Origin of the sequence: Streptomyces sp. NPDC050546 (assembly GCF_044457425.1) — a bacterium.
Classification (GTDB): domain Bacteria; phylum Actinomycetota; class Actinomycetes; order Streptomycetales; family Streptomycetaceae; genus Streptomyces.
This window is the reverse complement of sequence record NZ_JBITGX010000015.1, coordinates 218,444-243,311: the sequence shown is the minus strand read 5'-3', so window position 1 is coordinate 243,311 and position 24,868 is coordinate 218,444. Positions and strand designations below refer to the sequence as shown.

19 protein-coding genes and 2 pseudogenes are annotated in these 24,868 nt (G+C 70.8%); 9 read left to right on the top strand and 12 right to left on the bottom strand.

What is annotated here, in order from left to right; genetic code table 11:
• The 3 genes and pseudogenes from ACIBK5_RS32840 to ACIBK5_RS32830 form a co-directional block, all read left to right on the top strand.
• Nucleotides 1-459, top strand: a pseudogene (locus ACIBK5_RS32840) (tRNA (adenosine(37)-N6)-threonylcarbamoyltransferase complex transferase subunit TsaD); the annotation flags it as partial.
• A complete protein-coding gene (locus tag ACIBK5_RS32835; RefSeq protein WP_399025291.1) occupies nucleotides 456-1,028 on the top strand; it encodes a GNAT family N-acetyltransferase in 573 nt (190 codons plus the stop codon). The pseudogene ACIBK5_RS32840 and the gene ACIBK5_RS32835, both read left to right, overlap by 4 nt.
• Nucleotides 1,029-1,400: 372 nt before the next feature.
• Nucleotides 1,401-1,703 carry a hypothetical protein gene (locus ACIBK5_RS32830; protein WP_399025288.1) on the top strand — a complete coding sequence of 101 codons (303 nt, stop codon included), beginning with the start codon at nucleotides 1,401-1,403 and terminating at the stop codon, nucleotides 1,701-1,703.
• 7 nt (nucleotides 1,704-1,710) lie between these two features.
• Here the strand turns inward: ACIBK5_RS32830 and ACIBK5_RS32825 are convergent.
• The 3 genes and pseudogenes from ACIBK5_RS32825 to ACIBK5_RS32815 form a co-directional block, all read right to left on the bottom strand.
• A pseudogene (locus ACIBK5_RS32825) lies at nucleotides 1,711-2,075 on the bottom strand (sortase domain-bontaining protein).
• A 254-nt stretch (nucleotides 2,076-2,329) separates the two neighbouring features.
• The gene (locus tag ACIBK5_RS32820) at nucleotides 2,330-2,890 is read right to left on the bottom strand and encodes a hypothetical protein (protein WP_399025286.1); all 561 of its coding nucleotides are present in this window, start codon (nucleotides 2,888-2,890) and stop codon (nucleotides 2,330-2,332) included.
• 249 nt (nucleotides 2,891-3,139) lie between these two features.
• Nucleotides 3,140-4,552 carry a short-chain fatty acyl-CoA regulator family protein gene (locus ACIBK5_RS32815; RefSeq protein WP_399025284.1) on the bottom strand — a complete coding sequence of 471 codons (1,413 nt, stop codon included), beginning with the start codon at nucleotides 4,550-4,552 and terminating at the stop codon, nucleotides 3,140-3,142.
• 381 nt (nucleotides 4,553-4,933) lie between these two features.
• On the opposite strand from ACIBK5_RS32815, the gene aceA reads away from it, so the two are divergent.
• The 4 genes from aceA to ACIBK5_RS32795 all read left to right on the top strand — a co-directional run bounded on the left by aceA (nucleotide 4,934) and on the right by ACIBK5_RS32795 (nucleotide 9,558).
• Nucleotides 4,934-6,217 carry an isocitrate lyase gene (gene aceA / locus ACIBK5_RS32810; RefSeq protein WP_399025282.1) on the top strand — a complete coding sequence of 428 codons (1,284 nt, stop codon included), beginning with the start codon at nucleotides 4,934-4,936 and terminating at the stop codon, nucleotides 6,215-6,217.
• Nucleotides 6,218-6,315: 98 nt separating this feature from the next.
• Nucleotides 6,316-7,908, top strand: a complete 1,593-nt coding sequence (gene aceB / locus ACIBK5_RS32805) for a malate synthase A (protein WP_399025280.1) — start codon at nucleotides 6,316-6,318, stop codon at nucleotides 7,906-7,908.
• On the top strand, nucleotides 7,905-8,774 hold the full coding sequence (locus tag ACIBK5_RS32800) for a 3-hydroxybutyryl-CoA dehydrogenase (protein WP_399025278.1): 870 nt from the start codon (nucleotides 7,905-7,907) through the stop codon (nucleotides 8,772-8,774). Before aceB ends, ACIBK5_RS32800 begins: the two co-directional genes overlap by 4 nt.
• A gap of 160 nt (nucleotides 8,775-8,934) precedes the next feature.
• On the top strand, nucleotides 8,935-9,558 hold the full coding sequence (locus ACIBK5_RS32795) for a histidine phosphatase family protein (RefSeq protein WP_399025276.1): 624 nt from the start codon (nucleotides 8,935-8,937) through the stop codon (nucleotides 9,556-9,558).
• Between the two features lie 87 nt (nucleotides 9,559-9,645).
• Here ACIBK5_RS32795 and ACIBK5_RS32790 read toward each other — a convergent pair whose 3' ends face one another.
• The 7 genes from ACIBK5_RS32790 to ACIBK5_RS32760 all read right to left on the bottom strand — a co-directional run bounded on the left by ACIBK5_RS32790 (nucleotide 9,646) and on the right by ACIBK5_RS32760 (nucleotide 19,592).
• Nucleotides 9,646-12,192, bottom strand: coding sequence for a DUF4118 domain-containing protein (locus ACIBK5_RS32790; protein ID WP_399025274.1), 2,547 nt, complete (start codon nucleotides 12,190-12,192; stop codon nucleotides 9,646-9,648).
• A gap of 2 nt (nucleotides 12,193-12,194) precedes the next feature.
• Nucleotides 12,195-12,878 carry a response regulator gene (locus ACIBK5_RS32785; RefSeq protein WP_399025272.1) on the bottom strand — a complete coding sequence of 228 codons (684 nt, stop codon included), beginning with the start codon at nucleotides 12,876-12,878 and terminating at the stop codon, nucleotides 12,195-12,197.
• Between the two features lie 89 nt (nucleotides 12,879-12,967).
• The gene (locus ACIBK5_RS32780) at nucleotides 12,968-13,603 is read right to left on the bottom strand and encodes a potassium-transporting ATPase subunit C (protein WP_399025270.1); all 636 of its coding nucleotides are present in this window, start codon (nucleotides 13,601-13,603) and stop codon (nucleotides 12,968-12,970) included.
• 5 nt (nucleotides 13,604-13,608) lie between these two features.
• Nucleotides 13,609-15,732: a potassium-transporting ATPase subunit KdpB gene (gene kdpB / locus ACIBK5_RS32775; protein WP_399025268.1), complete on the bottom strand. Its 2,124-nt coding sequence runs from the start codon at nucleotides 15,730-15,732 to the stop codon at nucleotides 13,609-13,611.
• Complete coding sequence (gene kdpA, locus ACIBK5_RS32770; protein WP_399025267.1) at nucleotides 15,729-17,393, bottom strand: potassium-transporting ATPase subunit KdpA; 1,665 nt, start codon at nucleotides 17,391-17,393, stop codon at nucleotides 15,729-15,731. The genes kdpB and kdpA overlap by 4 nt, the downstream gene beginning before the upstream one ends.
• Nucleotides 17,394-17,401: 8 nt before the next feature.
• Nucleotides 17,402-17,491 (bottom strand): K(+)-transporting ATPase subunit F, encoded by a 90-nt coding sequence (gene kdpF, locus ACIBK5_RS32765; protein WP_380968522.1) that lies wholly within the window; start codon nucleotides 17,489-17,491, stop codon nucleotides 17,402-17,404.
• A gap of 259 nt (nucleotides 17,492-17,750) precedes the next feature.
• The gene (locus ACIBK5_RS32760; protein ID WP_399025264.1) at nucleotides 17,751-19,592 is read right to left on the bottom strand and encodes an APC family permease; all 1,842 of its coding nucleotides are present in this window, start codon (nucleotides 19,590-19,592) and stop codon (nucleotides 17,751-17,753) included.
• A gap of 246 nt (nucleotides 19,593-19,838) precedes the next feature.
• Between ACIBK5_RS32760 and ACIBK5_RS32755 the strand changes: the two genes are divergently transcribed.
• Complete coding sequence (locus ACIBK5_RS32755; RefSeq protein WP_399025262.1) at nucleotides 19,839-20,369, top strand: hypothetical protein; 531 nt, start codon at nucleotides 19,839-19,841, stop codon at nucleotides 20,367-20,369.
• A 15-nt stretch (nucleotides 20,370-20,384) separates the two neighbouring features.
• On the opposite strand, the gene ACIBK5_RS32750 is transcribed toward ACIBK5_RS32755, so the two are convergent.
• A complete protein-coding gene (locus ACIBK5_RS32750) occupies nucleotides 20,385-21,164 on the bottom strand; it encodes a DUF4118 domain-containing protein (RefSeq protein WP_399025260.1) in 780 nt (259 codons plus the stop codon).
• Nucleotides 21,164-23,728: an ATP-binding protein gene (locus ACIBK5_RS32745; protein WP_399025258.1), complete on the bottom strand. Its 2,565-nt coding sequence runs from the start codon at nucleotides 23,726-23,728 to the stop codon at nucleotides 21,164-21,166. Before ACIBK5_RS32745 ends, ACIBK5_RS32750 begins: the two co-directional genes overlap by 1 nt.
• Before the next feature lie 421 nt (nucleotides 23,729-24,149).
• Between ACIBK5_RS32745 and ACIBK5_RS32740 the strand changes: the two genes are divergently transcribed.
• Nucleotides 24,150-24,866 (top strand): cation:proton antiporter, encoded by a 717-nt coding sequence (locus ACIBK5_RS32740; RefSeq protein WP_399025256.1) that lies wholly within the window; start codon nucleotides 24,150-24,152, stop codon nucleotides 24,864-24,866.
• Nucleotides 24,867-24,868: the final 2 nt, after the last annotated feature.

Genomic DNA, 24,868 nt, shown 5'->3' with positions numbered 1-24,868 from the left:
CCGCGCCCGCTGACCGGCCCTCGTGACGACCGGTACGCCTTCTCCTTCTCGGGGCTGAAGACGGCCGCCGCCCGCTGGGCCGAGGGGCATGCGGGCCGGGAACTGCCGGTGGCCGACGGAGCGGCCTCCCTCCAGGAGGCCATCGCGGAGGTGCTCACCCGCAAGGCGGTCGCGGCCTGCGCCGAGCACGGCGTGGGCACGCTGGTCGTGGTCGGCGGGGTCGCCGCGAACTCGCGGGTGCGGTCGCTGGCGGAGGAGCGCTGCCGGTCCGCGGGCATCGAGCTGGGGGTGCCGCCGTTGCGGCTGTGCACGGACAACGGCGCGATGATCGCCGCGGTCGGCGACCTTCTGGTGCGGGCCGGGGCCGAACCCGCCCCACTGGAGGTGTCGATCGACCCGTCGGCACCGCTGGAGTACGCCGCTCTGCATCCGCTCTCGGCCAGGGCGGTGGCGGCGTGACGGACATCCAGGTCTTCAGGGGCGCCGAGTTGCTGTCCCAGGCTGACGCCCTGCGCTCCGTCTACGTCGACGCGTTCTGCGCCCCTCCCTGGAACGAGGACGAGGAGAAGGCGACCGAGTTCGTGGACCGTCTCCGGGCGAACGTGCACCGGCCGGGCTTCACCGCCGTGCTGGCCTGCGAGGCCCCGGACGCCGTCGTCGGTTTCGCCACCGCCTGGACCACCCTCGCGCCCTTCCCCACCGACCGCTGCTACCCCCAGGCCGCCGCCGGTCTCGGCACCGAGCACACGACCGAGTGGCTGGTCGGTGCCCGTGAGATCGACGAACTCGCCGTCCGCCCGGCCGCCCGGGGCACCGGTCTCGCCGCCCGGCTGCTGGGGGCGGTGACCGCCGACGCCCCAGGGGGCCGCTCCTGGCTGCTGACCTCCGTGCAGTCACCCAGGGCCATGTCCTTCTACCGCGGCCAGGGCTGGGCTCAGGCCAGTCACCCCTCCCCCGAGGGCAAGGGCATCGTCGTCTTCCTCGGCCCCCGCCACCCCGCCCGACCCCTCGTCGCCCTCCCTCTGTGAGCACCCGGAGTCCGTCTTGCGCACCGCCGAGATCCGCCCGAGGCTGTTCCGCGTCGAGTCGGCCCACGCCGGATGAGGCGGTGCACTCCGAGGAGCAGTCCCGCAGGCGCCTCTCCACCTACCGGTCCTCGAAGGAGTCCCAGGCGTACTTCGCGGCGGGCCGGGCCATGGCCCGCTCGGGCGAACTGAACCGAAGAGGCTGGGCCACGACCACGACGGCCTACGAACGGGCGGAACCGGAAGAGCTACGGCGGATACGCCGGGACACCCTGGACGCCGGGCGCCGCACCCAGGCCCGGGCCGCCGACGCCCGTACGGCGGCCGCGCTGCGCGCCGGGGGATTTCACCGATCTCGAACAGGCCCTGCGGACCGTGTACGTCGACCGGCAGCACGGCATCGAGGACACGGCGCGCGTCCTCGCTCTCGCCAAGGGCAGGGTGCGCCGTCTGCTCGGCGAGTACGGCGTAACCGTCCGGCCGGCCGGACAGAACTCCGCCTTCGGTAAGCGCTCGCGCACCCAGCTCAACGACCGGGCCGCCGCCGAGAGCGTAGGCGCCGAGGACATCACCGCAAGGCTGGGCGGGCGGACCGCGGAGGGCGCCACCCTGCGGGAGCCGGCGGCGGCCACCGGCCGGAGCGTCCCGTGGGTGGCGGCCCGGATCCGCGTCCACTGATGGCCGCTTACGCGACCCCGGTCGTGCTCGCGAACACCACGACATTGTTGGGGTAGTAGTGCCGAGCCGCGTCGAAGTCGCCGCCGCAGGTGACCAGTCGCAGCCCCGCGTGGTCGACGTTCTTGTACACCTCCAGCGTGGGGAACTCCTTCTTCGGATACTCCTCCACACGATCCACCGTGAACGTCGCCGTCTTCCGTCCTGCCGGGCGACCTGCACGGTGTCACCGGCCTTCATGGTCTTCAGCCCCTTGAAGACCGCGTCCGCGCCGTTCCAGGTGACATGCCCGGCGATCACTGCGGGCCCCTCCGAACCAGGAGTGGGACCTGGCTCGTACCAACCCGCCAGGTCCGGGTCCTTCGGGGTCGTCATCGCCCCCTTCGCGTCCTGCCGCAGCGTCTCCAGCCCGCTCGACACACCGAGGGACGGAATGATGACCCGCTGCGGCACCGAACGCTCCAGGGCCGCGGCGGCCTGCCCGGCCGCGCCCGGGGCCTGGGTCACCGGCCCCGGTGGGGTCTGCGCCCCGGTCGTGTCCTGTCCCCCGCACCCGCTGAGCAGCAGCGTGGCCGTGGCGACAGCGACCAGCGCGACCGAGCCACGCCGCGTCTCGGTGACCATCCGACTCACTCCGCACCCCCGGCCTTCAGCACGGCCACGCCGCGGGACGCCATCCGCCGCCGGGCGATCATGACCACACTCGCCGCCGCGACCGAGGCCGCGCCCGCACCACCGATCGCCGTGCCCCACGCCGTCCCGCCCGTTCCGGCCTCGCCGCCGGTCTCGATCCCGCCCACGGGAACCGACCCGACCGCCGCGCCCTTGACGACGCCGCAGTTGGCCGGAGCGGTCGCCTCCTGCGGGAGCTTCGGGTCGAGTTCGCTCTTGCCGGCGCCCTCGAAGTCGTACTTGTCGTTGTCGTTGCGGTCGATGCCGTGCTGCACGATGTGCAGGTCCTTGATCTTCTCGACCACGTCCTCGCCGACCTTGATGGTCCGCTTGTAGGTGACCTTGCCCTCCTCGTCGGCCACGGGCATGCGGTCCACGGCCAGACCGCTGGTCGCCGCGTCGGTGTCCCCCGAGACGGTGAGCGCGATGTTGATGTCGCCGTAGTGGACGGTGGCCTCGGTGTTGTCGAGGACACCGTCTCCGTTCTTGTCCGCGCTCGCGTCCGGGCATCTCGTCACCGCGCAGGCTCACCAAAGCCGTTCCCTTGGAGCCGGCGTCGGTCCACCGACCGACGTCCGAAGCCTCAGCGCCCCTTGACCGCACAGCAGTTGCAGATGACCGGCCCGGACGGCGCAGGCAGTGAGGACGGTCACCACGAGGGTGTTCAAAGCCGACCGGGCCGGTTGCGAAAGCCGCAGGTCAGTGGTGACCGGCGCGCGAGCAGGCGCTGCAGGCAGACACGCGCCGGCCGAAGACCGCTGTCGTGGTCAGCCGGCGGCCTGGTCGTCCTCGACCGGGTAGGGCACGAAGGTGCTGCTGTTCTGGTCGATGAGCAGCGGACGGCCGAGGGGCGGGGCGGCGCGCTGGGAGCACTCGAGGCGTTCGCAGACGCGGCAGCCCATGCCGATGGGGGTGGCGATGGAGGAGTTGGTGAGGTCGAGGCCGTCGGAGTAGACGAGGCGGTGGGCGTGGCGGATCTCGCAGCCGAGGCCGATGGCGTAGGTCTTGCCGGGTTCGCCCCAGCCGCCGCGCTGCCGGGTGACGGCCCGGGCGGTCCACAGATAGCGCTGTCCGTCGGGCATTTCGGCGACCTGGACGTGAATGCGTCCGGGGGCGGCGAACGCCTCGTAGACGTTCCACAGGGGGCAGGTGCCGCCCGCCCGGGAGAAGTGGAAGCCGGTCGCGGACTGGCGCTTGGACAGGTTGCCGGCGCGGTCGACGCGCACGAAGGAGAACGGCACTCCGCGGAGTCTCGGCCGCTGGAGGGTGCTCAGTCGATGGCAGATGGTCTCGTAGCCGAGGCCGAAGTGGTCGGTGAGACGCTCGATGTCGTAGCGCGCTTCCTCGGCCGCCGTGTGAAACGCGGCGTAGGGCAGGATCAGCGCGGCCGCGAAGTAGTTGGCGATTCCGATGCGGGCGAGCGCGTAGGTGGGCGATCCGGGCGGGAAGTCCTCGGTGGCCAGTCGGTCGATCCCCTCGCCGTGTTCGAGCAGCGCCAGTTGGGTCGCCATGCGGAACGCGCGCTGACCGGGCCGTAGCCGCGAGGACAGGTGAAGGGTGCGGCTTCTGCCGTCGTAGCGGTGCAGCCGCTCGCCGGGCTCGGCGGCCAGATGTACGCCGTGCGCCTCGGCGAGTCTCGCGGTAAGGGCTCCGATCACCTCTCCCGGCCTGACGCCGATCTCGCCCGCAAGGCGTTCGGCCGAGAGGTCGGTGTCGTGGAGGTAGTTCTGGCGGCGGTAGAAGAAGTCGCGGATCTCCTCGTGGGGCGTGGAGGTGGTGCCCCGGTCGCGGTCCCGGCCGTCCGCCGCCCCGGCCAGACGCTCGGACAGCTCCTGGTTGCGGCGGCCCAGATCGAGCAGGACCTTGGCGACGCCTGGCAGCCGGGTGGCCAGGTCACCGAGGTCGGCTGCGGACACCCGGGACTCGGCGATCTCCCCGGCGAGTGCCTCACGCAGGTCGGCCAGCAGACGTGTGGTGTCGCGCTCGGAGAAGAACCCCGGGTCCACTCCGAACGTTTCCGTCAGCCGGAGCAGGACGGGCACGGTGAGAGGGCGGGAGTCGTGCTCCATCTGGTTGAGGTAGCTCGGGGAGATGCCGAGCACGCGGGCGAGGTCCGCCTGGCTCATCCGGCGCTCCTCGCGAAGCCGCCGCAGCCGCGCACCCGCGTACATCTTGCTCACTGAACCGCTCCTCCGCACCCGGCCCCGACCCGGTCAGCGTAGAGGAACATTCCGTCCTCCGACCCTTCGCAAAGTTGGCAAACAACGGCGAGAAGATTCGCAAAGATTGGCATGCATCCCAGCTTGATGGCACTCAGTGCCAGTGTCAGAGTCTTCATGCGGCCCGCCGGACCAGGCAGGCACAGCCCGGAACCGGGGCACGAACTCTGCCCTGACGTCGGAGACCCCGGCAGCGGCAGTCCACCTGCACCGGCAACATTGCTCAGCTCACCTCCCAGGTGACGGCGGGCCGCATCTCAGCAGTACGACACGCAGTGCCACCTCTGTTCATCCGGACGGCGGAATTGGCATCCAGTACAGACCGAGGAGACGGAGACAGTCATGGCAGAAGCGAGGACGCAGGCGGCCGAGGAACTCGCACAGCGCTGGGCCACCGACCCGCGCTGGCAGGGCATCGAGCGGACCTACACCGCCGAGGACGTCGTACAGCTCTCCGGCAGTGTCCGCGAGGAGCACACCCTGGCCCGGCGCGGCGCCGAGCGCCTGTGGCGGCAGCTGCACGAGCAGGACTACATCCACGCGCTCGGGGCGCTGACCGGCGGGCAGGCGGTGCAGCAGGTCAAGGCCGGCCTCCAGGCCATCTACCTCTCGGGCTGGCAGGTCGCCGCCGACGCCAACCAGGCCGGGCACACCTACCCCGACCAGAGCCTGTACCCGGCCAACTCCGTGCCCCAGGTGGTGCGTCGGATCAACAACGCGCTGCTGCGCGCCGACCAGATCGCCACGGCCGAGAACGCCGGCGACACCACGGACTGGCTGGCTCCGATCGTCGCCGACGCGGAGGCCGGATTCGGCGGTCCGCTGAACGCCTTCGAGCTGACCAAGGCGATGATCGCGGCGGGCGCGGCCGGCATCCACTACGAGGACCAGCTCGCCTCGGAGAAGAAGTGCGGTCACCTCGGCGGCAAGGTCCTCGTCCCGACCTCCCAGCACATCCGCACCCTGAACGCGGCCCGGCTCGCCGCCGACCTCGCCGATACGCCCACGGTGATCATCGCCCGCACCGACGCCCTCGCTGCCAACCTGCTCACCACCGATGTCGACGAGCGCGACGCCGAGTTCGTCACCGGCGAGCGGACCGCCGAGGGCTTCTACCGGGTCCGCAACGGCATGGCGCCGGTCATCGCGCGCGGGCTCGCGTACGCCCCGTACGCCGACCTCATCTGGGTGGAGACCGGCACCCCGGACCTCGCCCAGGCCCGCGAGTTCGCCGAGGCCATCCACGCTCAGTACCCCGACCAGATGCTGGCGTACAACTGCTCGCCCTCCTTCAACTGGAAGGCCGCGCTGGACGACGACCAGATCGCCAAGTTCCAGCGCGAACTGGGCGCCATGGGCTACAAGTTCCAGTTCATCACCCTCGCCGGCTTCCACTCCCTCAACCACGGCATGTTCGACCTCGCCCGCGGCTACGCCGAGCACGGCATGACCGCCTACGTCGACCTCCAGGAGCGGGAGTTCGCCGCGCAGGCGCAGGGCTTCACCGCCGTCAAGCACCAGCGCGAGGTCGGCACCGGCTACTTCGACCTGGTCTCCACCGCCGTCAACCCCACCTCCTCCACCACGGCGCTGGCCGGGTCCACGGAGGAGGAGCAGTTCCACTAGGCCGCTGAGCCGGACGCCCGCGGTCCGGCCGGCCCCGGCCCGCGGAGGGGGACGAACCGTCTCCGTCCCCCTCCGCTCCCACCCCTCAGGAGAGCCCGATGACCATCACCGCACTCACCCAGCAGGTCCGTGTCCTCGCCGCGCCCGGTCACCGGCACGACGAGATACTCACCCCCGCCGCTCTGGACTTCGTCGGCCGGCTCGTCGAGGCATTCGCGTCGCGTCGGCGGGATCTGATGAAGGAACGCCGCCGGCAGGCACTGCGGCTGGCGTCGGGCTCGCCTCTCGGCTTCCCGATGGTCACCGCGGCTGTCCGGGACGACGCCGACTGGCGTGTGGCACCGGTCGCGCCCGGTCTGGCCGACCGGCGGGTGGAGATCACCGGGCCACCGGACCGCCGGATGGCCGTCAACGCGCTCAACTCGGGTGCCAGGGTGTGGATGGCGGACTTCGAGGACGCCACGGCGCCCCTGTGGGACAACGTCGTCGACGGGCAGCTCACCCTGCTCGACGCCATCGAGCGCCGTATCGACTTCACCTCGCCCGAGGGCAAGGAGTACCGGCTCCAGGAGCACGTCGCCACCATCATGGTCCGGCCGCGCGGCTGGCACCTGGACGAGGAGCACCTGGAGTACGACGGCCGCCCGGTGCCCGCCGCGCTCGTCGACTTCGGGCTGTACTTCTTCCACTGCGCCCAGCGGCAGATCGACGCCGGGTACGGCCCGTACTTCTACCTCCCCAAGCTGGAGAACCGCTACGAGGCCCGGCTGTGGAACGACGTCTTCCTCCTCGCCCAGGAGCTGCTCGGCATCCCCCGCGGCACGGTCCGCGCCACCGTCCTCATCGAGACGATCACCGCCGCGTTCGAGATGGAGGAGATCCTCTACGAACTGCGTGAGCACAGCGCGGGGTTGAACGCCGGCCGCTGGGACTACCTGTTCAGCCTGATCAAGACCTTCGGGCACCGCACCGACTTCCTCCTGCCCGACCGCGCCAAGGTGACGATGACCGCGCCCTTCATGCGGGCCTACACCGAACTCCTGGTGCACACCTGTCACCGGCGTGGCGCCCACGCCATCGGCGGGATGGCCGCACAGGTCCCCGGCCAGGACCCGGCCGCGAACGAGGCCGTGTTCGCCAAGGTCCGGCTGGACAAGGAGCGGGAGGCGGAGGACGGTTTCGACGGCTCCTGGGTGGCCCATCCGGCGCTCGTCCCCGTCTGCCACGAGGTGTTCGGCGGTGTCCTCGGTGAGCGGCCCCACCAGCTCGACCGTACCCGCGACGACGTCGAGGTCACCCCGGCCGACCTGCTGTCCGTCCGCCGGATCAGCGGCCCACCCACCCCCGATGGGGTGCGCACCAGCATCTCCGTCACGCTGCGGTACTTCGCCGCCTGGCTGCGCGGTCAGGGCGCGGTCGCGCTCGACGGGCTGATGGAGGACGCGGCGACCGCCGAGATCGCCCGCGTGCAGATCTGGCAGTGGCTGCGGCACCGGGTGATCGACCGCGAGACGGTCACGGAGCTGCTCGACGGCGAGATCGCGGCGCTCGGCGCCGAGTACCCGTGGGCGCCCGTCGAGGACATCCGCGCTCTCTTCGAACGGACGGCGATGACCAGCGAGTTGCCGCAGTTCTTCACGGCCGACGCCTACACCCGCCATCTGGTGCGCCGGCCGGAGGTGCGGGCGTGAGCGCGGACATCAGCCGCGTCGGCGTGGTCGGCGGCGGGCAGATGGGGACGGGGATCGCCGAGGTATGCGCGAGGGCCGGGCTGGACACCGTGGTCTGCGAGGTGGACGCGGTCGCCGCCCGCGCCGCCCGGGACCGGGTCGCGGCGTCGCTCGACCGAGCGGTGCGGCGCGGCAAGCTGGCGGAGCCCGCCGCGCAGGACGCCCTGGCCCGCTTGTCCTTCACGGGCGATCTGGCGGATCTGTCCGACCGGCAGCTGGTCGTCGAGGCCGTCATCGAGAAGCCGGACACCAAGACCGAGGTCTTCGCCGCCCTCGACAAGATCGTCGAAGATCCGGCAGCGGTCCTCGCGACGAACACCTCCTCCCTGCCGGTCATGCGCCTCGGCATGGCGACCGCCCGCGCAGACCGGGTGATCGGCCTGCACTTCTTCAACCCCGTGCCGGTGCTGCCGCTGGTCGAGGTGGTGACCTCGCTCCACACCTCGGCCGAGACGTCAGCCCTGGTGGAGGACTTCGCGGCCGGTACGCTCGGCAAGACCGTCATCCGCTCCCAGGACCGGTCGGGCTTCGTCGTCAACGCCCTGCTCGTCCCCTACCTCCTCTCCGCCATCCGCATGGCGGAATCCGGCTTCGCCACCGCCGCCGACATCGACACGGGGATGGAACTCGGCTGCGCCCACCCCATGGGCCCGCTCAGACTCGCGGATCTGATCGGCCTGGACACCGTCGCCTCGATCGCGGAGTCGCTCTACGCCGAGTTCCGTGAACCCCTGTACGCGCCGCCCCCGCTGCTCCAGCGGATGGTGGAGGCGGGACTGCTGGGCCGGAAGGCCGGGCGGGGGTTCCACACCTACGACCAGGACTGAGGACCTGGTCCGACAGGCCGTCGGACGCCTCGACGAGGTCGTGGCTCAGGTCGTCCGCCAGGACCAGGGCTTGTCTCTTGGACGGGTGGAGGGAACCGGATCTGGAGGAAGCAGCGTCCACTGGTGCACAAGATCGTCAGTGGGCGCGGAGGAGTTCGAGATGTCTGGCACGGCCACCCGTTACCTCTATCTCGTTCGGCACGGCCAGGCGTTGCCGGACGAGAGCGGGCTGGCAGAGGGCGGCCGTCGGCAGGCCACGCTGCTCGGTGAGCGCCTGCGGGACATCCCCTTCGCGGCCGTACACCACGGCCCGCTGCCCCGGGCGGAGCAGACCGCCCGCCTCATCGGCGACCAGCTGGACAACGTTCCGCTGCATGTCTCGGACGTTGCCGGTGACTACGTGCCCCACATGCCGGGCAAGGAGGAGCTTCCGGCGGAGTCTGCGGACTTCTTTCTCCGCTTTCTCGCTGGTGTCACCGACGAGGAGCGGGTGCGGGGACCGGAGTTGGCCCGTCAGGCGCTGGAGCTGTTCACCGGGCCGGTGGATGGCGACGAGGACCGTCACGAACTCGTCGTCACCCATAACTTCCTGGTCGCCTGGCTCGTCCGGGATGCCATGCATGCGCCGAAGTGGCGTTGGCTCGGTCTCAACTACTGCAACGCGGCACTTACCGTCATCCGGTACGCGCCCGGCCGAGCGGCTTCCGTCCTCCTCTCCAACGACATGCGCCATCTGCCGGCCGAACTGCGCTGGACGGGCTTTTCCCCCGAGACGCACGTCTGAGTACGCCCGCGAGCCCCATACCGGCCGGCCTCTTCGGGGGCCGGGCAGCGGACCACCAGTGATGGCCCGACGGCCCGGCCCATGAACTCAGGAAGCAGGCGTCATCGGCGCATCGGGTTCCGGCAGCGGGCGAGAGTCCGCCGCCCTGGGCAGGCTCAGCACCATCGTCAGGCCGCCGCCCGGGGTGTCCTCGGCGTGCAGGGTCCCGCCGATGGCCTCGGCGAAGCCGCGAGCGACCGCCAGACCCAGCCCCACACCCGCACCGCGCGGGGCGTCGCCGTAGCGCTGGAAGGGTTCGAAAATGCTGTCCTTGGCCTCGTCGGGAACGCCGGGGCCGCGGTCGACGACCCGTACCTCCACGCGGTTCGCGATGGCGCTCGCCGAGACCAGGACCGGAGTGTCCACCGGGCTGTACTTCACCGCGTTCTCCACGATGTTGGCGACGGACCGCTCCATGAGGCCCCGGTCGACGGCGACCATCGGCAGCGTCTCCGGGATGTTCAGCTCGACGCTGCCTTCGGGGACGCCACCGACCGCCATCGGGATCACCTCGTCCACGTCGGTCTCGCGGATCATCGGTGTGACGGTGCCGGTCTGGAGGCGGGACATGTCGAGGAGGTTGCCCACGAGGAGGTCGAGACGGTCGGCGCCCTCCTCGATGGCAGCGAGCAGCTCGGCATGGTCCTCCTCGGACCATTCGACGTCGTCCGAACGCAGGGAGGTGACCGACGCCTTGATACCGGCGAGGGGAGTGCGCAGGTCGTGGCTGACGGCGGCGAGCAGGGCGGTACGGATGCGATTGGCCTCAGCGAGTTCCTTGGCGTGAGCGGCCTCGTGCTGGAGTCGCTGACGGTCCAGGACCACGGCGGCCTGGGCGGCGAAGGCGGCGAGGACCCGGCGGTCCTCGGCGGGCGGCACCCGTCCGGTGAGCGCCAGTGCCATGTGGTCGCCGACCGGCACGTCGACGTCCGCCGCCTCAGGGGTGGCGCAGGGGTGAGGGCCCACGCTGCCGGCGCAGGTCCAGGGCGTCACATCGCTCTCGCGTTCCAGCAGGGCCGCCGATTCCATGCTGAAGGTCTCCCGGACCCGCTCCAGCAGTGCTTCGAGGCTGGTCTCGCCGCGCAGCACGTTGCCGGCCAGGAAGGAGAGGATCTCCGCCTCCGCCCTCAGGCGGGCGGCCTGGTGGGTGCGGCGGGCGGCGAGGTCGACGACGGAGGCGACGGACACCGCGACGCCGACGAAGATCGCGATGGCGACGATGTTCTTCGGGTCGGCGATGGTGAGGGTGTGGACCGGCGGGGTGAAGTACCAGTTCAGGAGCAGGGAGCCGGCCACCGCCGAGGCCAGCGCCGGGAGGAGCCCGCCCAGCAGGGCCGCCGCCACCGTCACCGTCAGGAACAGCAGCATGTCGTTGGCGAGCCCGACGTCCGGGAAGACGCCGCTCAGCAGCCAGGCCAGCAGCACGGGGCCGCCCAGGCCGGCCAGCCAGCCCGCGATGAGGCGGGACCGGCCGAGTCGGGCGCGCCGGTTGACGGGGAGCCCGCGTCCCTTGCCCGCTTCGTCGTGGGTGATGAGGTGGACGTCGAGATCGGGCCCGGAGTCACGGGCGACCGTCGCCCCCACACCCGGGCCGAAGACGTACTGCCAGCTCCTGCGGCGGGAGACACCCAGGACGATCTGGGTGGCGTTGACCCCTCGGGAGAAGTCCAGCAACGCGTCCGGTATGTCGTCGCCGACGACCTGGTGGAAGCTTCCCCCGAGGTCCTCGACGAGGGTGCGCTGGACGGCGAGTTCCTTCGGGGAGGCCGCGGTCAGGCCGTCACTGCGGGAGATGTACACGGCGTGCACCTCACCGCCGGCGCCCTTCTCAGCGAGCCGCGCGGCGCGGCGGATCAGTGTCCGGCCTTCCGGGCCCCCGGTCAGCCCCACCACGATCCGCTCGCGTGAACCCCAGATCGTCGACACCTGGTGCTCGCTGCGGTACTCGGTCAGATACGCGTCGACCCGGTCGGCCACCCACAGCAGCGCCAGCTCGCGCAGGGCCGTCAGATTGCCGGGCCGGAAGTAGTTCGACAGGGCCGCGTTCACCTTGTCGGGCTTGTAGATGTTGCCGTGTGCCATGCGGCGGCGCAGCGCCTCCGGGGACATGTCGACCAGTTCGATCTGGTCGGCGCGCCGTACGACCTCGTCCGGTACGGTCTCCCGCTGCCGTACGCCCGTGATGGACTCGACGACGTCGCCGAGCGACTCCAGGTGCTGGATGTTCACGGTGGAGATGACGTTGATCCCGGCGGCGAGCAGTTCCTCCACGTCCTGCCAGCGCTTGTCGTTGCGGGAGCCGGGGACGTTGGTGTGGGCGAGTTCGTCCACCAGCGCCACCTCGGGGCGGCGGGTGAGGACCGCGTCCACATCCATCTCCGTGAAGGCCGTGCCCCGGTACTCCAGTTCCCTGCGCTCGAGCTGCTCCAGACCGTGCAGCATCACCTCGGTACGCGGCCGGTGGTGGTGCTCGACACAGGCGACCACGCAGTCCGTGCCCCGTTCCACGCGACGGTGCGCCTCGGAGAGCATGGCGTAGGTCTTGCCGACGCCGGGGGCCGCGCCGAGGTAGATCCGCAGCTTGCCGCGTGCCATGTTCACCCTTCGAAGCGGTAGCCCATGCCGGGCTCGGTGATGAGATATCGGGGGTGGGCGGGATCCGTTTCCAGCTTGCGCCGCAGTTGGGCCATGTAGACCCGCAGGTAGTTGGTCTTGCTGCTCTGGGATGCGCCCCAGACCTCCTGGAGCAGCTGCTTGTGCGTGATCAGCCGCCCTGGGCTGGTGACCAGGATCTCCAGCAGATGCCACTCGGTGGGGGTGAGGCGTACGTCGTGGCCGTCCCGGTGCACCTTCTTGGCCAGCAGGTCGATGGTGAACTCGGCTGTCTCGACGAGCGTCGCCCCTGGCACGAGTGCGATCTCCTCCGTGCGGCGGACGGCGGCCCGCAGCCTGGCGAGCAGTTCGTTCATGCTGAACGGCTTGGTGATGTAGTCGTCGGCGCCGACGTCGAGCGCGGCCACCTTCTCCTCGGACGCCTGCCGAGCGGAGAGCACGAGGATCGGCACCCGGGTCCAGCCGCGCAGGGCCTTGATGACGTCGACGCCGTCCATGTCGGGCAGCCCGAGGTCGAGCAGGACCACATCGGGCTGGCCTGCGGCCGCGAGTCGCAGGGCGGTGGCACCGTCCGGGGCCGCGTCGACGCCGTACTGGCGAGCCTGGAGATTGATGATGAGCGCCCGTACGAGCTGCGGATCGTCCTCCACCACCAGCACCCGTGTCATGGGTGATGCCTTTCGTGTCGTACGGCCGGGAGCCGGCGGACCGGGCGGTCTCCCGGACCGCCGGCTTCCCTGTGGAGTGGGTAACGCCATCAGCTCTTGGCCAGGAGGCCCTTGAGGGCGATGTTGAGCTCCAGGACGTTCACCTGGGGCTCCCCCATGAAGCCGAGGGTGCGGCCCTCGGTGTGCTCGTCGACCAGCTTCCGCACCTGGGCGACGGTCAGGCCGTTCTTCTCGGCGACGCGGTGCACCTGAAGGTCCGCGTACTGCGGGGAGATGTCCGGGTCGAGTCCGGAGGCGGAGGAGGTGACGGCGTCAGCGGGGACCTGGGCCGGATCGACCTTGTAGTCCGCGGTGGAGTTCTCCTTGACGACCTTGGCCTTGGCCTCCTTCACCCACTTGATCAGCTCGGGGTTGTCGGCGGAGCGGTTGGTGGCGCCGGAAAGGATCAGCTTGTACTGGGTGTTGACCGAGTTCTCCCCCAGACCGTTGGCAGGGCGCGGCTGGAAGTAGTCCTGGCTGTAGCTCTGTTGACCGATCAGGGACGAGCCGACGACCCTGCCCGTGTCGTCCTTGATCTCCGAGCCGTTCGCCTTGTCGTTGAACAGGCCCTGCGCGATGCCCGTGACGGCCAACGGGTAGATGACGCCGGTCACCAGGGTCAGTACGAGGAGCGCGCGCAGGCCCGCCCCGAGCAACCGGGCAGTGTTCGTAACCGAGTTGTTCATGGCCTTCAGCCGATCCCGGGGATGAGGGAGATGAGCAGGTCGATGAGTTTGATGCCGATGAACGGCGCGATCAGCCCGCCGATTCCGTAGACGGTGAGGTTGCGGCGCAGCAGCTTATCCGCGCTGACGGGCCGGTACTGCACGCCCTTCAGGGAGAGCGGCACCAGCGCGATGATGATCAGGGCGTTGAAGATGACGGCCGAGAGGATCGCGGAGTCCGGTGAGGACAGGCCCATGATGTTGAGCTTGTCCAGGCCCGGGTAGACCGCCGCGAACAGCGCCGGGATGATCGCGAAGTACTTGGCGACGTCGTTGGCGATGGAGAACGTCGTCAACGCGCCCCGGGTGATGAGGAGTTGCTTGCCGATCTCGACGATCTCGATGAGCTTGGTCGGGTTGGAGTCGAGGTCGACCATGTTGCCGGCCTCCTTGGCGGCCGACGTGCCCGTGTTCATCGCCACGCCGACGTCCGCCTGCGCGAGGGCCGGGGCGTCGTTGGTGCCGTCGCCGGTCATGGCGACCAGCTTGCCGCCGGCCTGCTCGCGCTTGATGAGGGCCATCTTGTCCTCGGGCGTGGCCTCGGCGAGAAAGTCGTCGACGCCCGCCTCCTCGGCGATCGCCTTCGCGGTGAGCGGGTTGTCGCCCGTGATCATGACGGTCTTGATGCCCATGCGGCGCAGCTCCTCGAACCGCTCCCGCATGCCGTCCTTGACTACGTCCTTGAGGTGGATCACGCCGAGGATCCGGGCGCCGCGGTCGTCCTCCACGGCCACGAGTAGCGGGGTGCCGCCGGCCTCGGAGATCCGGTTGGAGATCGTGTCGGCATCGTCCGCGACCGTGCCGCCCTGTTCCTGGACCCAGGCGATGACCGAACCGGAGGCGCCCTTGCGGATCTTGCGGCCGTCGACGTCCACGCCGGACATCCGGGTCTGCGCGGTGAAGGCGATCCACTCGGCTCCGACCAGCTCGCCCTGGTGGCGCTCGCGCAGGCCGTACTTCTCCTTCGCGAGGACGACGATGGAGCGGCCCTCGGGTGTCTCGTCCGCCAGCGACGACAGCTGTGCCGCGTCAGCGAGTTCGGCCTCGCCGACGCCCGCCACCGGTACGAACTCGGCGGCCTGCCGGTTGCCGAGGGTGATGGTGCCGGTCTTGTCGAGCAGCAGCGTGGAGACGTCACCGGCGGCCTCGACCGCGCGGCCGGACATCGCCAGGACGTTGCGCTGCACCAGCCGGTCCATGCCCGCGATGCCGATCGCGGAGAGCAGGGCTCCGATCGTGGTCGGGATCAGGCAGACCAGCAGCGCCACCAGCACGACCATCGTCAGGTGCGTGCCCGCGTAGTCGGCGAACGGCGGCAGCGTGGCCACCGCGAGCAGGAAGACGATCGTCAGCGAGGCCAGCAGGATGTTCAGCGCGATCTCGTTGGGCGTCTTCTGCCGGGCGGCACCCTCGACCAGGTTGATCATCCGGTCGATGAAGGTCTCGCCCGGCTTGGTGGTGATGCGGATGACGATCCGGTCGGAGAGGACCTTCGTACCGCCGGTGACCGCCGAGCGGTCTCCGCCGGACTCGCGGATGACCGGGGCCGACTCGCCGGTGATCGCCGACTCGTCGACCGAGGCCACGCCTTCGACGACGTCACCGTCGCCGGGGATGACGTCCCCGGCCTCGCAGACGACCAGGTCGCCGACCTTGAGTTCGGTGCCGGGCACCTGCTCCTCGCGGTCACCCACCAGTCGGCGGGCCACCGTGTCGGTCTTGGCCTTGCGCAGGGTGTCGGCCTGCGCCTTGCCCCGGCCCTCGGCGACGGCCTCCGCCAGGTTGGCGAAGATCACGGTCAGCCACAGCCAGACGCTGATCGTCCATCCGAACCAGTCGCCCGGGTCCTTCAGGGAGAAGAGGGTGGTCAGCACCGACCCGACGAGGACCACGAACATCACGGGCGACTTGATCATCACCCGCGGGTCCAGCTTGCGGAAGGCGTCCGGCAGCGACTTGACCAGTTGCTTCGGGTCGAAGAGGCCGGCCCCGACGCGGCCCTCGGAGGGCTTGTGCCCGGTGGGTGCGTCCTGGTGGGGCGCGAGAGTGGGAGTGGACATGGGGTCCTGCTTCTTTACGTCGGTGGTCATGACGCCAGCCCTTCGGCGAGCGGGCCCAGTGCGAGGGCCGGGAAGTACGTCAGACCGGTGATGATGAGGATCGCTCCCACCAGCAGCCCGGTGAACAGGGGCTTTTCGGTGCGCAGCGTGCCCGCCGTGACCGGCACCGGCTTCTGCTCGGCGAGCGAACCGGCCAGCGCCAGCACGAACACCATCGGCACGAACCGGCCGAGCAGCATCGCGATGCCCAGCGTGCTGTTGAACCACTGTGTGTCCGCGTTCAGACCGGCGAACGCCGAGCCGTTGTTGTTGGAGGCGGACGTGTAGGCGTAGAGGATCTCGGAGAATCCGTGCGCGCCGGTGTTGGTCATCGAGTTCGCGGGGGTCGGCAGGGCCATCGCCGCCGCCGTGAACACCAGGACGAGGGCTGGGGTGACCAGGATGTAGCAGGCGGCCAGCTTGATCTCGCGGGTGCCGATCTTCTTGCCCAGGTACTCGGGTGTCCGGCCGACCATCAGGCCGGCGATGAACACCGCGATGACCGCCATGATCAGCATGCCGTAGAGGCCTGAGCCCACACCGCCGGGCGCGATCTCGCCCAGCATCATGCCCAGCATGGTGATACCGCCTCCCAGCCCGGTGAAGGACGAGTGGAAGGAGTCCACCGCACCGGTCGAGGTGAGCGTGGTCGACACCGCGAAGATCGAGGACGCTCCGACGCCGAAGCGGACCTCCTTGCCCTCGTACGCCCCGCCCGCGGCCTGGAGCGCCGGGCCGTGGTGGGCGAACTCGGTCCACATCATCAGGGCGACGAAGCCCAGCCAGATGGTGCCCATCGTGGCGAGGATCGCGTAGCCCTGCTTCACCGAGCCGACCATGACACCGAACGTGCGGGTCAGCGCGAACGGGATCACCAGGATCAGGAAGATCTCGAACAGGTTCGAGAAGGGCGTCGGGTTCTCGAAGGGGTGGGCGGAGTTGGCGTTGAAGTAGCCGCCACCGTTGGTGCCCAGCTCCTTGATGGCCTCCTGCGAGGCCACCGCGCCGCCGTTCCACTGCTGCTGGCCCCCCATGAACTGGCCGACCTCGTGGATCCCGGAGAAGTTCTGGATCACACCACAGGCGACCAGTACGACCGCGGCGACCGCGGCGAGCGGGACCAGGATGCGTACGACACCACGCACCAGGTCGGCCCAGAAGTTGCCCAGCTCACCGGTGCGGGATCGGGCGAAGCCGCGCACCAGTGCCACGGCCACCGCGATGCCGACGGCCGCCGAGACGAAGTTCTGCACGGCCAGACCGGCGGTCTGCACGACGTGGCCCATGGCCTGTTCGCCGTAGTACGACTGCCAGTTGGTGTTGGTCACGAACGACACGGCCGTGTTGAACGCCTGGTCCGCGTCGATCGCGGAGAAGCCCAGCGAGCCGGGCAGCACGCCCTGGAGCCGCTGCAGCAGGTACAGGAACAGCACACCGGCGACGGAGAAGGCGAGGACACCGCGCAGATAGGCGGGCCAGCGCATCTCGGTGTCGGGGTTGGCACCGATGCCCTTGTAGATCCACTTCTCGACCCGCCAGTGCTTGCCGGAGGAGTAGACCTTGGCCATGTAGTTGCCGAGGGGGACGTAGGCGAGCGCGAGCGCCGCTATGAGGGCCAGCAGCTGGAGCACGCCGGCGAGTACGGGACCCATGTCTGCTCTCAGAACCTCTCCGGGAAGATCAGGGCGAGGACGAGATAGCCCAGCAGGGCGACGGCCACGACCAGGCCGACGATGTTCTCGAGGGTCACAGCTTCGTCACCCCCTTGGCGACGAGAGCCACCAACGCGAAACCCGCGATCGTGACGAAGACGAAGGCCAGATCGGCCATCGCGAACTCCTGGAGTGAGGTTCGGGAACTACGGACGTATCGAGGAAAGCGCGTCTGTGGCCGGATCCGGTCGTCCGTTGACGGCTCTCTTACGGCGGCACCGACAGCTTTGACGGGACCTTGACGCCCCCGGTCCCGACCGTCGGGGACGCCGGCCGCCGCCGTACGGAGAGTCACCCTCACAGCAGCCGGAAGCGCAGCCGGCAGATCACCGCGTCCGTCTCACGCCGCACGGCGTGGGCGACGACCGCGCCCCGCTGGTTCTGCAGCAGCCGCTGCCAGAGCCGCTCGGGCTCCGTCTCCGGGATCAGGACGGTGACCCGGGTGGCCGGCTCCGCAGCGGTCACCTCACGGACGTAGGCGGCGATGGGGCGGCCCAGGCTGCGGCGCTCGCTCGCCAGCCCGACCAGCGGCACCCCGGGGTCCCATTCCGCCCAGGAACGCTCCAGCGCGTGCGTCTGGGCCCGGTCCTCGGGATCCGGGTAGCAGACGGTGACCGCGCGCACCTCGTCACCCAGGGAGGCCGCCGCGGTCAGTGCCTCGGATGTCAGACGGGAGAGGGACGAGACGGGCACGATCACCAGCGAGCGGTCGCGGTGCGGTGTCTCGGGGATACGGCCCAGGGCCAGCCTGTCGCCGATGCGGGTGTAGGCACGGTTCACGGCGACGAACGCCGCCACGAGCAGCGGCAACGCCACCACGACCAGCCAGGCGCCCTCCTCGAACTTGGTCGCGGTGACGACGACGGCCGAGACACCCGTCAGCAGCCCGCCGAGGCCGTTGAGCAGGGCCTTGCCCCGCCATCCCCTCCCCCGCTCCAGTCGCCAGTGCCGGACCATCCCCACCTGCGCGATGGTGAACCCGACGAACACCCCGATCGCGAACAGCGGCACCAGGGTGTTGGTGTCACCGCCGGAGAACACCAGCAGCGCCGCCGAGACGACGGCCAGGGCCAGTACGCCGTGCCGGTGCACCTGGCGGTCGGCCTTCAGGGCGAACACGTGGGGCAGGTAGTTGTCCCGGGCCAGCAGCTTCAGCAGGACCGGGAGGCCGCCGAAGGAGGTGTTCGCGGACAGGGCCAGCAAGATCATCGTCGCGAACTGGTTGACGTAGAAAGCCCAGTTGTGGCCGAAGGAGGCGTCCGCGAGCTGGGCGAGGACGGTGACGCCCTCGACCGGCTGGAGGTGGAAGCGGGAGATCAGCACCGACAGGCCGATCAGCATCACGCCGAGGACGGCACCCAGGGCGACTTCCGCGCGCTGGGCGCGCTTGACGCGCGGGAGGCGGAAGGACGGGACGGCGTTGGCGATGGCCTCGACGCCGGTGAGCGCGGAGCAGCCGGAGGCGAACGCCTTCAGCAGGAGCAGCGCGCCCACGGTGGTCGCGTTGTCGGCCAGGGCCGAGGCGTGCCCGGCGGCGGTGGCGGTGCTCACCGGCCCGGACCGGAACAGCCCGACCGCGATCAGTACGACGATGGAGCCGACGAAGACGACGGTCGGCACGATGAACACCTTCGCCGACTCCACGATGCCGCGCAGGTTCACCGCCGTGATCAGCGCCAGCACCACCAGGCAGAGGACCAGCCTGTCGCCGTACAGGGCCGGGAAGGCGCTGGTCAGCGCCGCCACGCCCGCCGTGACCGCGACGGCCACGTTCAGGACGTAGTCCAGGACCAGCGAGGCGGCCGCCACCAGGCTGGTGCGCGCTCCCAGATGGGTCTTGGCGACCGCGTACGAGCCGCCGCCGTCCGGGAAGGCCGCGATGACCTGTCGGTACGAGGCGACCAGTACGGCCAGCAGACCGGCGATGGCGAGTGTCACCGGGAGGGTGAATCCAAGGCCGTGTGCCCCTGCGGCGGCCAGCACGAGGACGATCGCCTCGGGGCCGTAGGCCACCGACGCCATCGCGTCCAGGGACAGGGCCGCGAGGCCCGTTACGGCCGTCAGCCGGTGGCGTTCGCCGGTATCGGGGGGCTCTTCGCCGGCCGGGGTGGCGCCCGGCTGGACCGTCAGGACGGACATCGGTGCGTGCTCCTTCGTGGTTCGGCCGCGCGAAGGTCGAGTGATCCGACGCGCGCGAGGTGCACTCAGGGTGGGTCCGATTCCGGCCAAGGCCGACCGGTCCTTGCGGTTTCTTCGCGCTGAACGGTCCGAATTTGACGAGGCCTTGACGGGCGGTGTGAGCCGGGCGGCAGGGTCCGTCAGCGTCCCATCAGGGTCCCGTCAAAGGTGCGGTGTTCCGCCTCCCCGCTCCCTAAGGTCGCCGCCATGTCACCCCGCAACGAACAGCTCGAACGGCGACGCCCCGCGCACGATCTCCGCTGGGCGCGGGATGTACGGGACTCGGTCAGCTGCACGGGCGTGCTGCTCGCCCTGCTGCTGCTCATGGACTGGGGCTCCGACAGCCTCACGCCCGGTCGGAGCGCGCTGTGGCTCGCCTTGGGGCTCCTGCTCTTCGTCGTGCTGTATCCCGCCCGGGTCTCCGCAGGCAGCGGCTGGCTGGCGTCACGTGGCCTGCTGCGCGAGCACCGTGTCCATACCGAACTGCTGGTGTCGGTCCGCTGCCTTGGGGGTGTCTCGCAACGGCTCGTGCTGCGGGACTCGGCCGGCGGCCGGGTGGAGATCGACCCCGACGTCCTCCTGCGGAACCCGCGGTTGTGGATGCTTGTGGAGGAGGGCGCGCGCAAGTCGATGGCCCACGGCACGCTGCTCTGCGGAGCGACCGCGGTGCGCCGCCTCTCCCGGCGGATCGACGGTGAGACCGCCCGCGCCGTCTTCAGCGCCTCTGGTCTGGAGTGAGGTGGCGCCCCGCCGTCACCCCCGCCCGACAGGCCCCGCCGTGTCCAGTGCCGCGCCCGTCTGGTCGGCCAGCGTCACCGCGACGAGCCGGGCCTGGAGCGGTGGTACCGGGCCAGGGCCCGGCGTGAGCAGGAACCGGCCGAGGTAGCGGCCGTTGCCGTACGCCCGCAGCTCGATGTCGTCCTGCGCCCAGCCGCGCCCGCCGGTCACGTTCCCGTCCTCGACCAGGCGTGGTGGCCGCCCCAGCAGCGTCCCGTACTCGAAGCGGCAGGCGCGCAGTCCGAGCAGCTCGACGAGTTCACCCCGGACGTGGTCGACCACGGTGTCCGCCGAGTTGGCCGATTGGGCGAGACCCGCCGTCCGGTGGATCCGCGACAGGTGGGCCGCGTCGGTGACCGTGATGACCTTCAGGCGCCGGGCGCGGGCGGCGAGCTGGGACACCAGCACGCCGACGACCAGCAGCAGCACGGCCGTCTCGATATCCTCCGTCGCGTTGATGCTGAAGTTCTGGTACGGCCGTGTCAGGAAGAAGTCGAACCAGGCCGCCGCCGACAGCGCGGCCACCACGCCCGCCGTACGGCTGCCCAGTGCGGCCACCGCGACGACGGCCACGACGAGGATCAGTGCGGCGTTGGTGTGCGAGAGCCCCGTGCGGACCGGGACCAGCACGAGCGCCACCAGGAAGGGGGCGAGCAGCCCCGCCACCGGGGCGAGAAGGTCACGGGGCGGCCATGATGTGACGCGGGTCCCGGCGTCACGGTGCGGCACCCTCCAGGTGCCTGTCCGGGTGGTCATCAGGTACCTCCTGAACTCCGCGCACCACGGGGGTGCGGTGCTTCCTCTGCATCAGCGGTCGTGGGTGAGGCTCCTCCGCTCGGCCGGGCGCCCGCCCCTGATGCCACCCCCGCCTGCTCGGCGAAGGGCAGGGACACGACCATGGTCAGGCCGCCGCCCGGGGTGTCCTCGGGGGTGAGGGTGCCGTTCATCGCCTCGGTCAGGCCCCTGGCCAGGGCGAGCCCCAGGCCGAGGCCGGTGGAGTTGTCGGTGTCGCCTAGTCGCTGGAACGGCTCGAAGACGCGGTCCCGGCCCGTCGGCGGGAGGCCGGGGCCGCGGTCCACGACCCGCAGTTCGACCCGGCCTGCCAGGGCACTGGCGGTGACGAGTACCGGCTGTCCGGGCGGTGTGTGCCGGGCGGCGTTGCCGACGAGGTTGGCCACGACCCGCTCCAGCAGCGGCGGATCGGCGAGCACCGCCGGGATCTCCTCCGCGTATCGCGCCTCGGCCCCAGGCACGTCCGCCAGCGCCATCGGGAGTACCTCCTCCAAGGTGGTGGCCCGCAGGTTCAGCGTGAGGGCCCCGGCCTCCAGCCGGCTGAGGTCGAGGAGGTTCTCCACCAGGCGGCTCAGCTTGGCCATCGACTCGTCGGCGGTGGCCAGGAGTTCGTCGCGGTCGTCCGATGAGAACTCCACGTCCCGGCTGCGCAGCGAGGTCACGGCGGCCCATCCGGCGGCGAGCGGGGTGCGCAGATCGTGGCCGACGGCCCGGAGCAGCGCCGTGCGCATCCGGTCGGCGGCCTTCACGGGCTCCACCTCGGCCGCCGCCTCGGCCAGCCGCGCCCGCTCCACGGCCGACCCGACATGCGCGGCGAACGCGGCCAGCACGCGCCGCTCGGAGGAGGACAGGGTCCGCCCGCGCAGCGCCAGGTACGCGCCGGGCCCGGCGGGCACCGCGGTGACCCCCTCGGCATCGGGCAGCACATCGACGAGTTCCGCCGAGTCCATGCCGAAGGTCTCGCGAGTCCGCTCCAGCAGGGCCGGGATGGTGGCGCCGCCGCGCACGATGCTGCCGGCCAGCGACGACATGGTCTCCGCCTCGGCGGTCGCGCGGGCCGAGCGGCGGGACAGGCGCAGAGAGCGGTCGACGACGGCGGCCACGGTGGCCGCCACCACGGCGAACACGCCGAGGGCGAGCACCGCGTTCGGGTCCTCCAGCGTGAACGAGCCGATGGGCGGGACGAACCAGTAGTTCAGCAGCAGGGACGCCGTCAGCGACGCGATCAGCGCCGACACGACCCCGCCGATGCAGGCCACACCGACCACCGTGAGCAGGAACAGCAGGGCCTCACTGGTCAGGTTCAGCGTCCCGCGCAACTGCGCGAGAGCGGCGGTCAGCAGCACCGGGAGGACGAGTCCGGTCACCGGCCCCGCGATCCGCCGGGCCCTGGACAGGGTGCGCCGCCGGGACGGCAGCAGCGTGCCCCGCCCGGCCCGTTCGTGGGTGACCCGGTGGACGTCGATGTCGCCGGACAGCGCGGTCACCGTCTCCCCCGTGCCGGGCCCGGTCAGGAACCGCTCAAGCCGCCCTCTGCGGCTGGTGCCAAGTACCAGCTGGGTGGCGTTCCCGGCCCGGGCGAAGTCCACCAGGGCGGTGGCGATGTCGTCACCGACGACGGAGTGGTAGCTGCCGCCGAGGTCCTCCACCAGGCGTCGCTGCCGGGCCAGCGAGGCGTGCGAGACACCGGCGGCGAGGCCGTCGCTGCGGGCCACGTGCACGGCGAGCAGATCGCCACCGGCCGACCGGGCGGCGATCCGCGCGGCCCGCCGTACCAGCGTGTCCCCCTCCGGCCCACCGGTCAGCGCGACGACGACCCGCTCCCGGGTCTCCCACACGCCACCGATCGCATGCTCGGCCCGATAGCTGTTGAGGGCCTCGTCGACCCGGTCGGCCGTCCACAGCAGAGCCAGCTGCCGCAGCGCGGTGAGGTTGCCGGGCCGGAAGTAGTTGGCGAGGGCGGCGTCGACCTTCTCGGGCTCGTAGATGTTGCCGTGCGCCATACGACGCCGCAGCCCCTCCGGGGGCATGTCCACCAGCTCGATCTGGTGGGCCCGCCGCACGACCTCGTCGGGCACCGTCTCGTGCTGCGGAACGTGCGTGATCTTCTCGACGACGTCGTTGAGGGAGGCCAGGTGCTGGACGTTCAGCGCCGTGACGACGTCGATGCCTGCGGCGAGCAGCGCCTCGATGTCCTGCCACCGCTTGGGGTTGCGGCCCTCGCCGGAGACGTTGCTGTGGGCGAACTCGTCGACGATCGCCACCTGAGGCCGGCGCTCCAGCACCGCGGCGAGGTCCAGCTCCTCGAACTCCGCGCCACGGTGGACACAGCGAGCCCGAGGGACGACTTCCAGGCCGTCGAGCATCGCCTCGGTGTGCCGCCGGCCGTGGCACTCGGCGAACGCCACCACCACGTCCGCCCCCCGGGCGGCACGCCGGCGTCCCTCGTCGAGCATCCGGTAGGTCTTGCCCACGCCCGGGGCCGCCCCCAGGTAGACCTTCAGCCGTCCGGACCGTACGTCACTCATCGCCGCCGACGCGCTCCGCTCACTGGTTCAACTCCCCCGGGAGGAGGGTTGGTTTCTCCCTACGGAAGCGCCTACGAGGACGGAGCGGGGCGGCTGTTAGCGCTTTCTTGGCGCCCTCGCCGGGGACTTTGACACCGTCTTGACGTCCCTGGTCCGGATAGGGCGAGGGTGGTGTGCCGGGAAGTCTGGTCGGCGGGGAGCCACGGCGGCTCCTGCCAAGGGGTCCGCTCATAGTGAAAGACCCCTAAGCCCCAGGGGGACGGCATGCGCGGCGTAGGGACGGTTCTGGCACTGGTCGTCCTGGCCACGGTCGTGGCGACCTTCGCCCGCCGGTGGCGCATTCCCGCACCGTCCCTGCTGGTCGTGGCAGGCCTCGTCGTGGCGCTGCTGCCGGGTGCCCAGGAGATTCGCGTCAGGCTGGGTGGCGTCGCTGGTGACGCCGCTGTCGTGGCAGCTGGCGTTCGTGCTCGGCGCGGTCCTGGCCAGCACCGATCCGGTGGCGGTCACCGCGCTGGGAAGACGGCTCGCGCTGCCACCCAAGGTGCAGGTCCTGGTACAGGCGGAGAGCCTGTTCAACGACGCCACGTCGCTGGTCCTCTTCCACGTCGCGGTGAGCGTGGCCGTGGCCACCGCGGCGTCCGGCTGGGGCGCGGCGGGCGGCGAGTTCGTCGTGCTCGCAGGTGGCGGGAAGGCCGTCGGTGCCGCCGTCGCCGGGGTCGTGGCCCTCATCCGCCGCCGCACCGAGGACCCCGTTCTGGAGACGGCCGTTCTGGAGACGGTAATCGCCCTGGTGACCCCGTACGCCGCGTACGTGCTCGCGGAGGCCGCCCACACCTCGGGCGTCACCGCAGTCGTGGTCGCCGGGGTGGTGCTCGGCGGGCGGGGCGACCGGCTCACCAACGCCCCCATACCGCTCCAACCGCACGCGGTCTACGGCACCGTGGTGTTCCTCCTGGAGAGCGCGGTCTTCTCGCTCATCGGCCTGGCGCTGCCGGGTCAGGTGCGGGCGCTGTCCGACGCCGACCGCGCCTGGCCGCTGTACGCCCTCGCCGTGGCCGGCACCCTGGTCGCCGTGCGGCTGCTCTGGCTGGTGCCGCTGTCGGCCGTGGTGCAGCGCGAGGCGGCGTCCAGCGGCTGAAC

Bases quoted from the DNA above. Each gene is read 5' to 3' on its own strand.
- ACIBK5_RS32760 (WP_399025264.1), bottom strand. From the start codon at position 19,592: ATGTCCGTCCTGACGGTCCAGCCGGGCGCCACCCCGGCCGGCGAAGAG.
- ACIBK5_RS32755 (WP_399025262.1), top strand. From the start codon at position 19,839: ATGTCACCCCGCAACGAACAGCTCGAACGGCGACGCCCCGCGCACGAT.
- ACIBK5_RS32780 (WP_399025270.1), bottom strand. From the start codon at position 13,603: ATGAACAACTCGGTTACGAACACTGCCCGGTTGCTCGGGGCGGGCCTG.
- kdpB (WP_399025268.1), bottom strand. From the start codon at position 15,732: ATGACCACCGACGTAAAGAAGCAGGACCCCATGTCCACTCCCACTCTC.
- aceB (WP_399025280.1), top strand. From the start codon at position 6,316: ATGACCATCACCGCACTCACCCAGCAGGTCCGTGTCCTCGCCGCGCCC.
- ACIBK5_RS32795 (WP_399025276.1), top strand. From the start codon at position 8,935: ATGTCTGGCACGGCCACCCGTTACCTCTATCTCGTTCGGCACGGCCAG.
- ACIBK5_RS32745 (WP_399025258.1), bottom strand. From the start codon at position 23,728: ATGAGTGACGTACGGTCCGGACGGCTGAAGGTCTACCTGGGGGCGGCC.
- ACIBK5_RS32790 (WP_399025274.1), bottom strand. From the start codon at position 12,192: ATGGCACGCGGCAAGCTGCGGATCTACCTCGGCGCGGCCCCCGGCGTC.
- kdpA (WP_399025267.1), bottom strand. From the start codon at position 17,393: ATGGGTCCCGTACTCGCCGGCGTGCTCCAGCTGCTGGCCCTCATAGCG.
- aceA (WP_399025282.1), top strand. From the start codon at position 4,934: ATGGCAGAAGCGAGGACGCAGGCGGCCGAGGAACTCGCACAGCGCTGG.
- ACIBK5_RS32785 (WP_399025272.1), bottom strand. From the start codon at position 12,878: ATGACACGGGTGCTGGTGGTGGAGGACGATCCGCAGCTCGTACGGGCG.
- ACIBK5_RS32750 (WP_399025260.1), bottom strand. From the start codon at position 21,164: ATGACCACCCGGACAGGCACCTGGAGGGTGCCGCACCGTGACGCCGGG.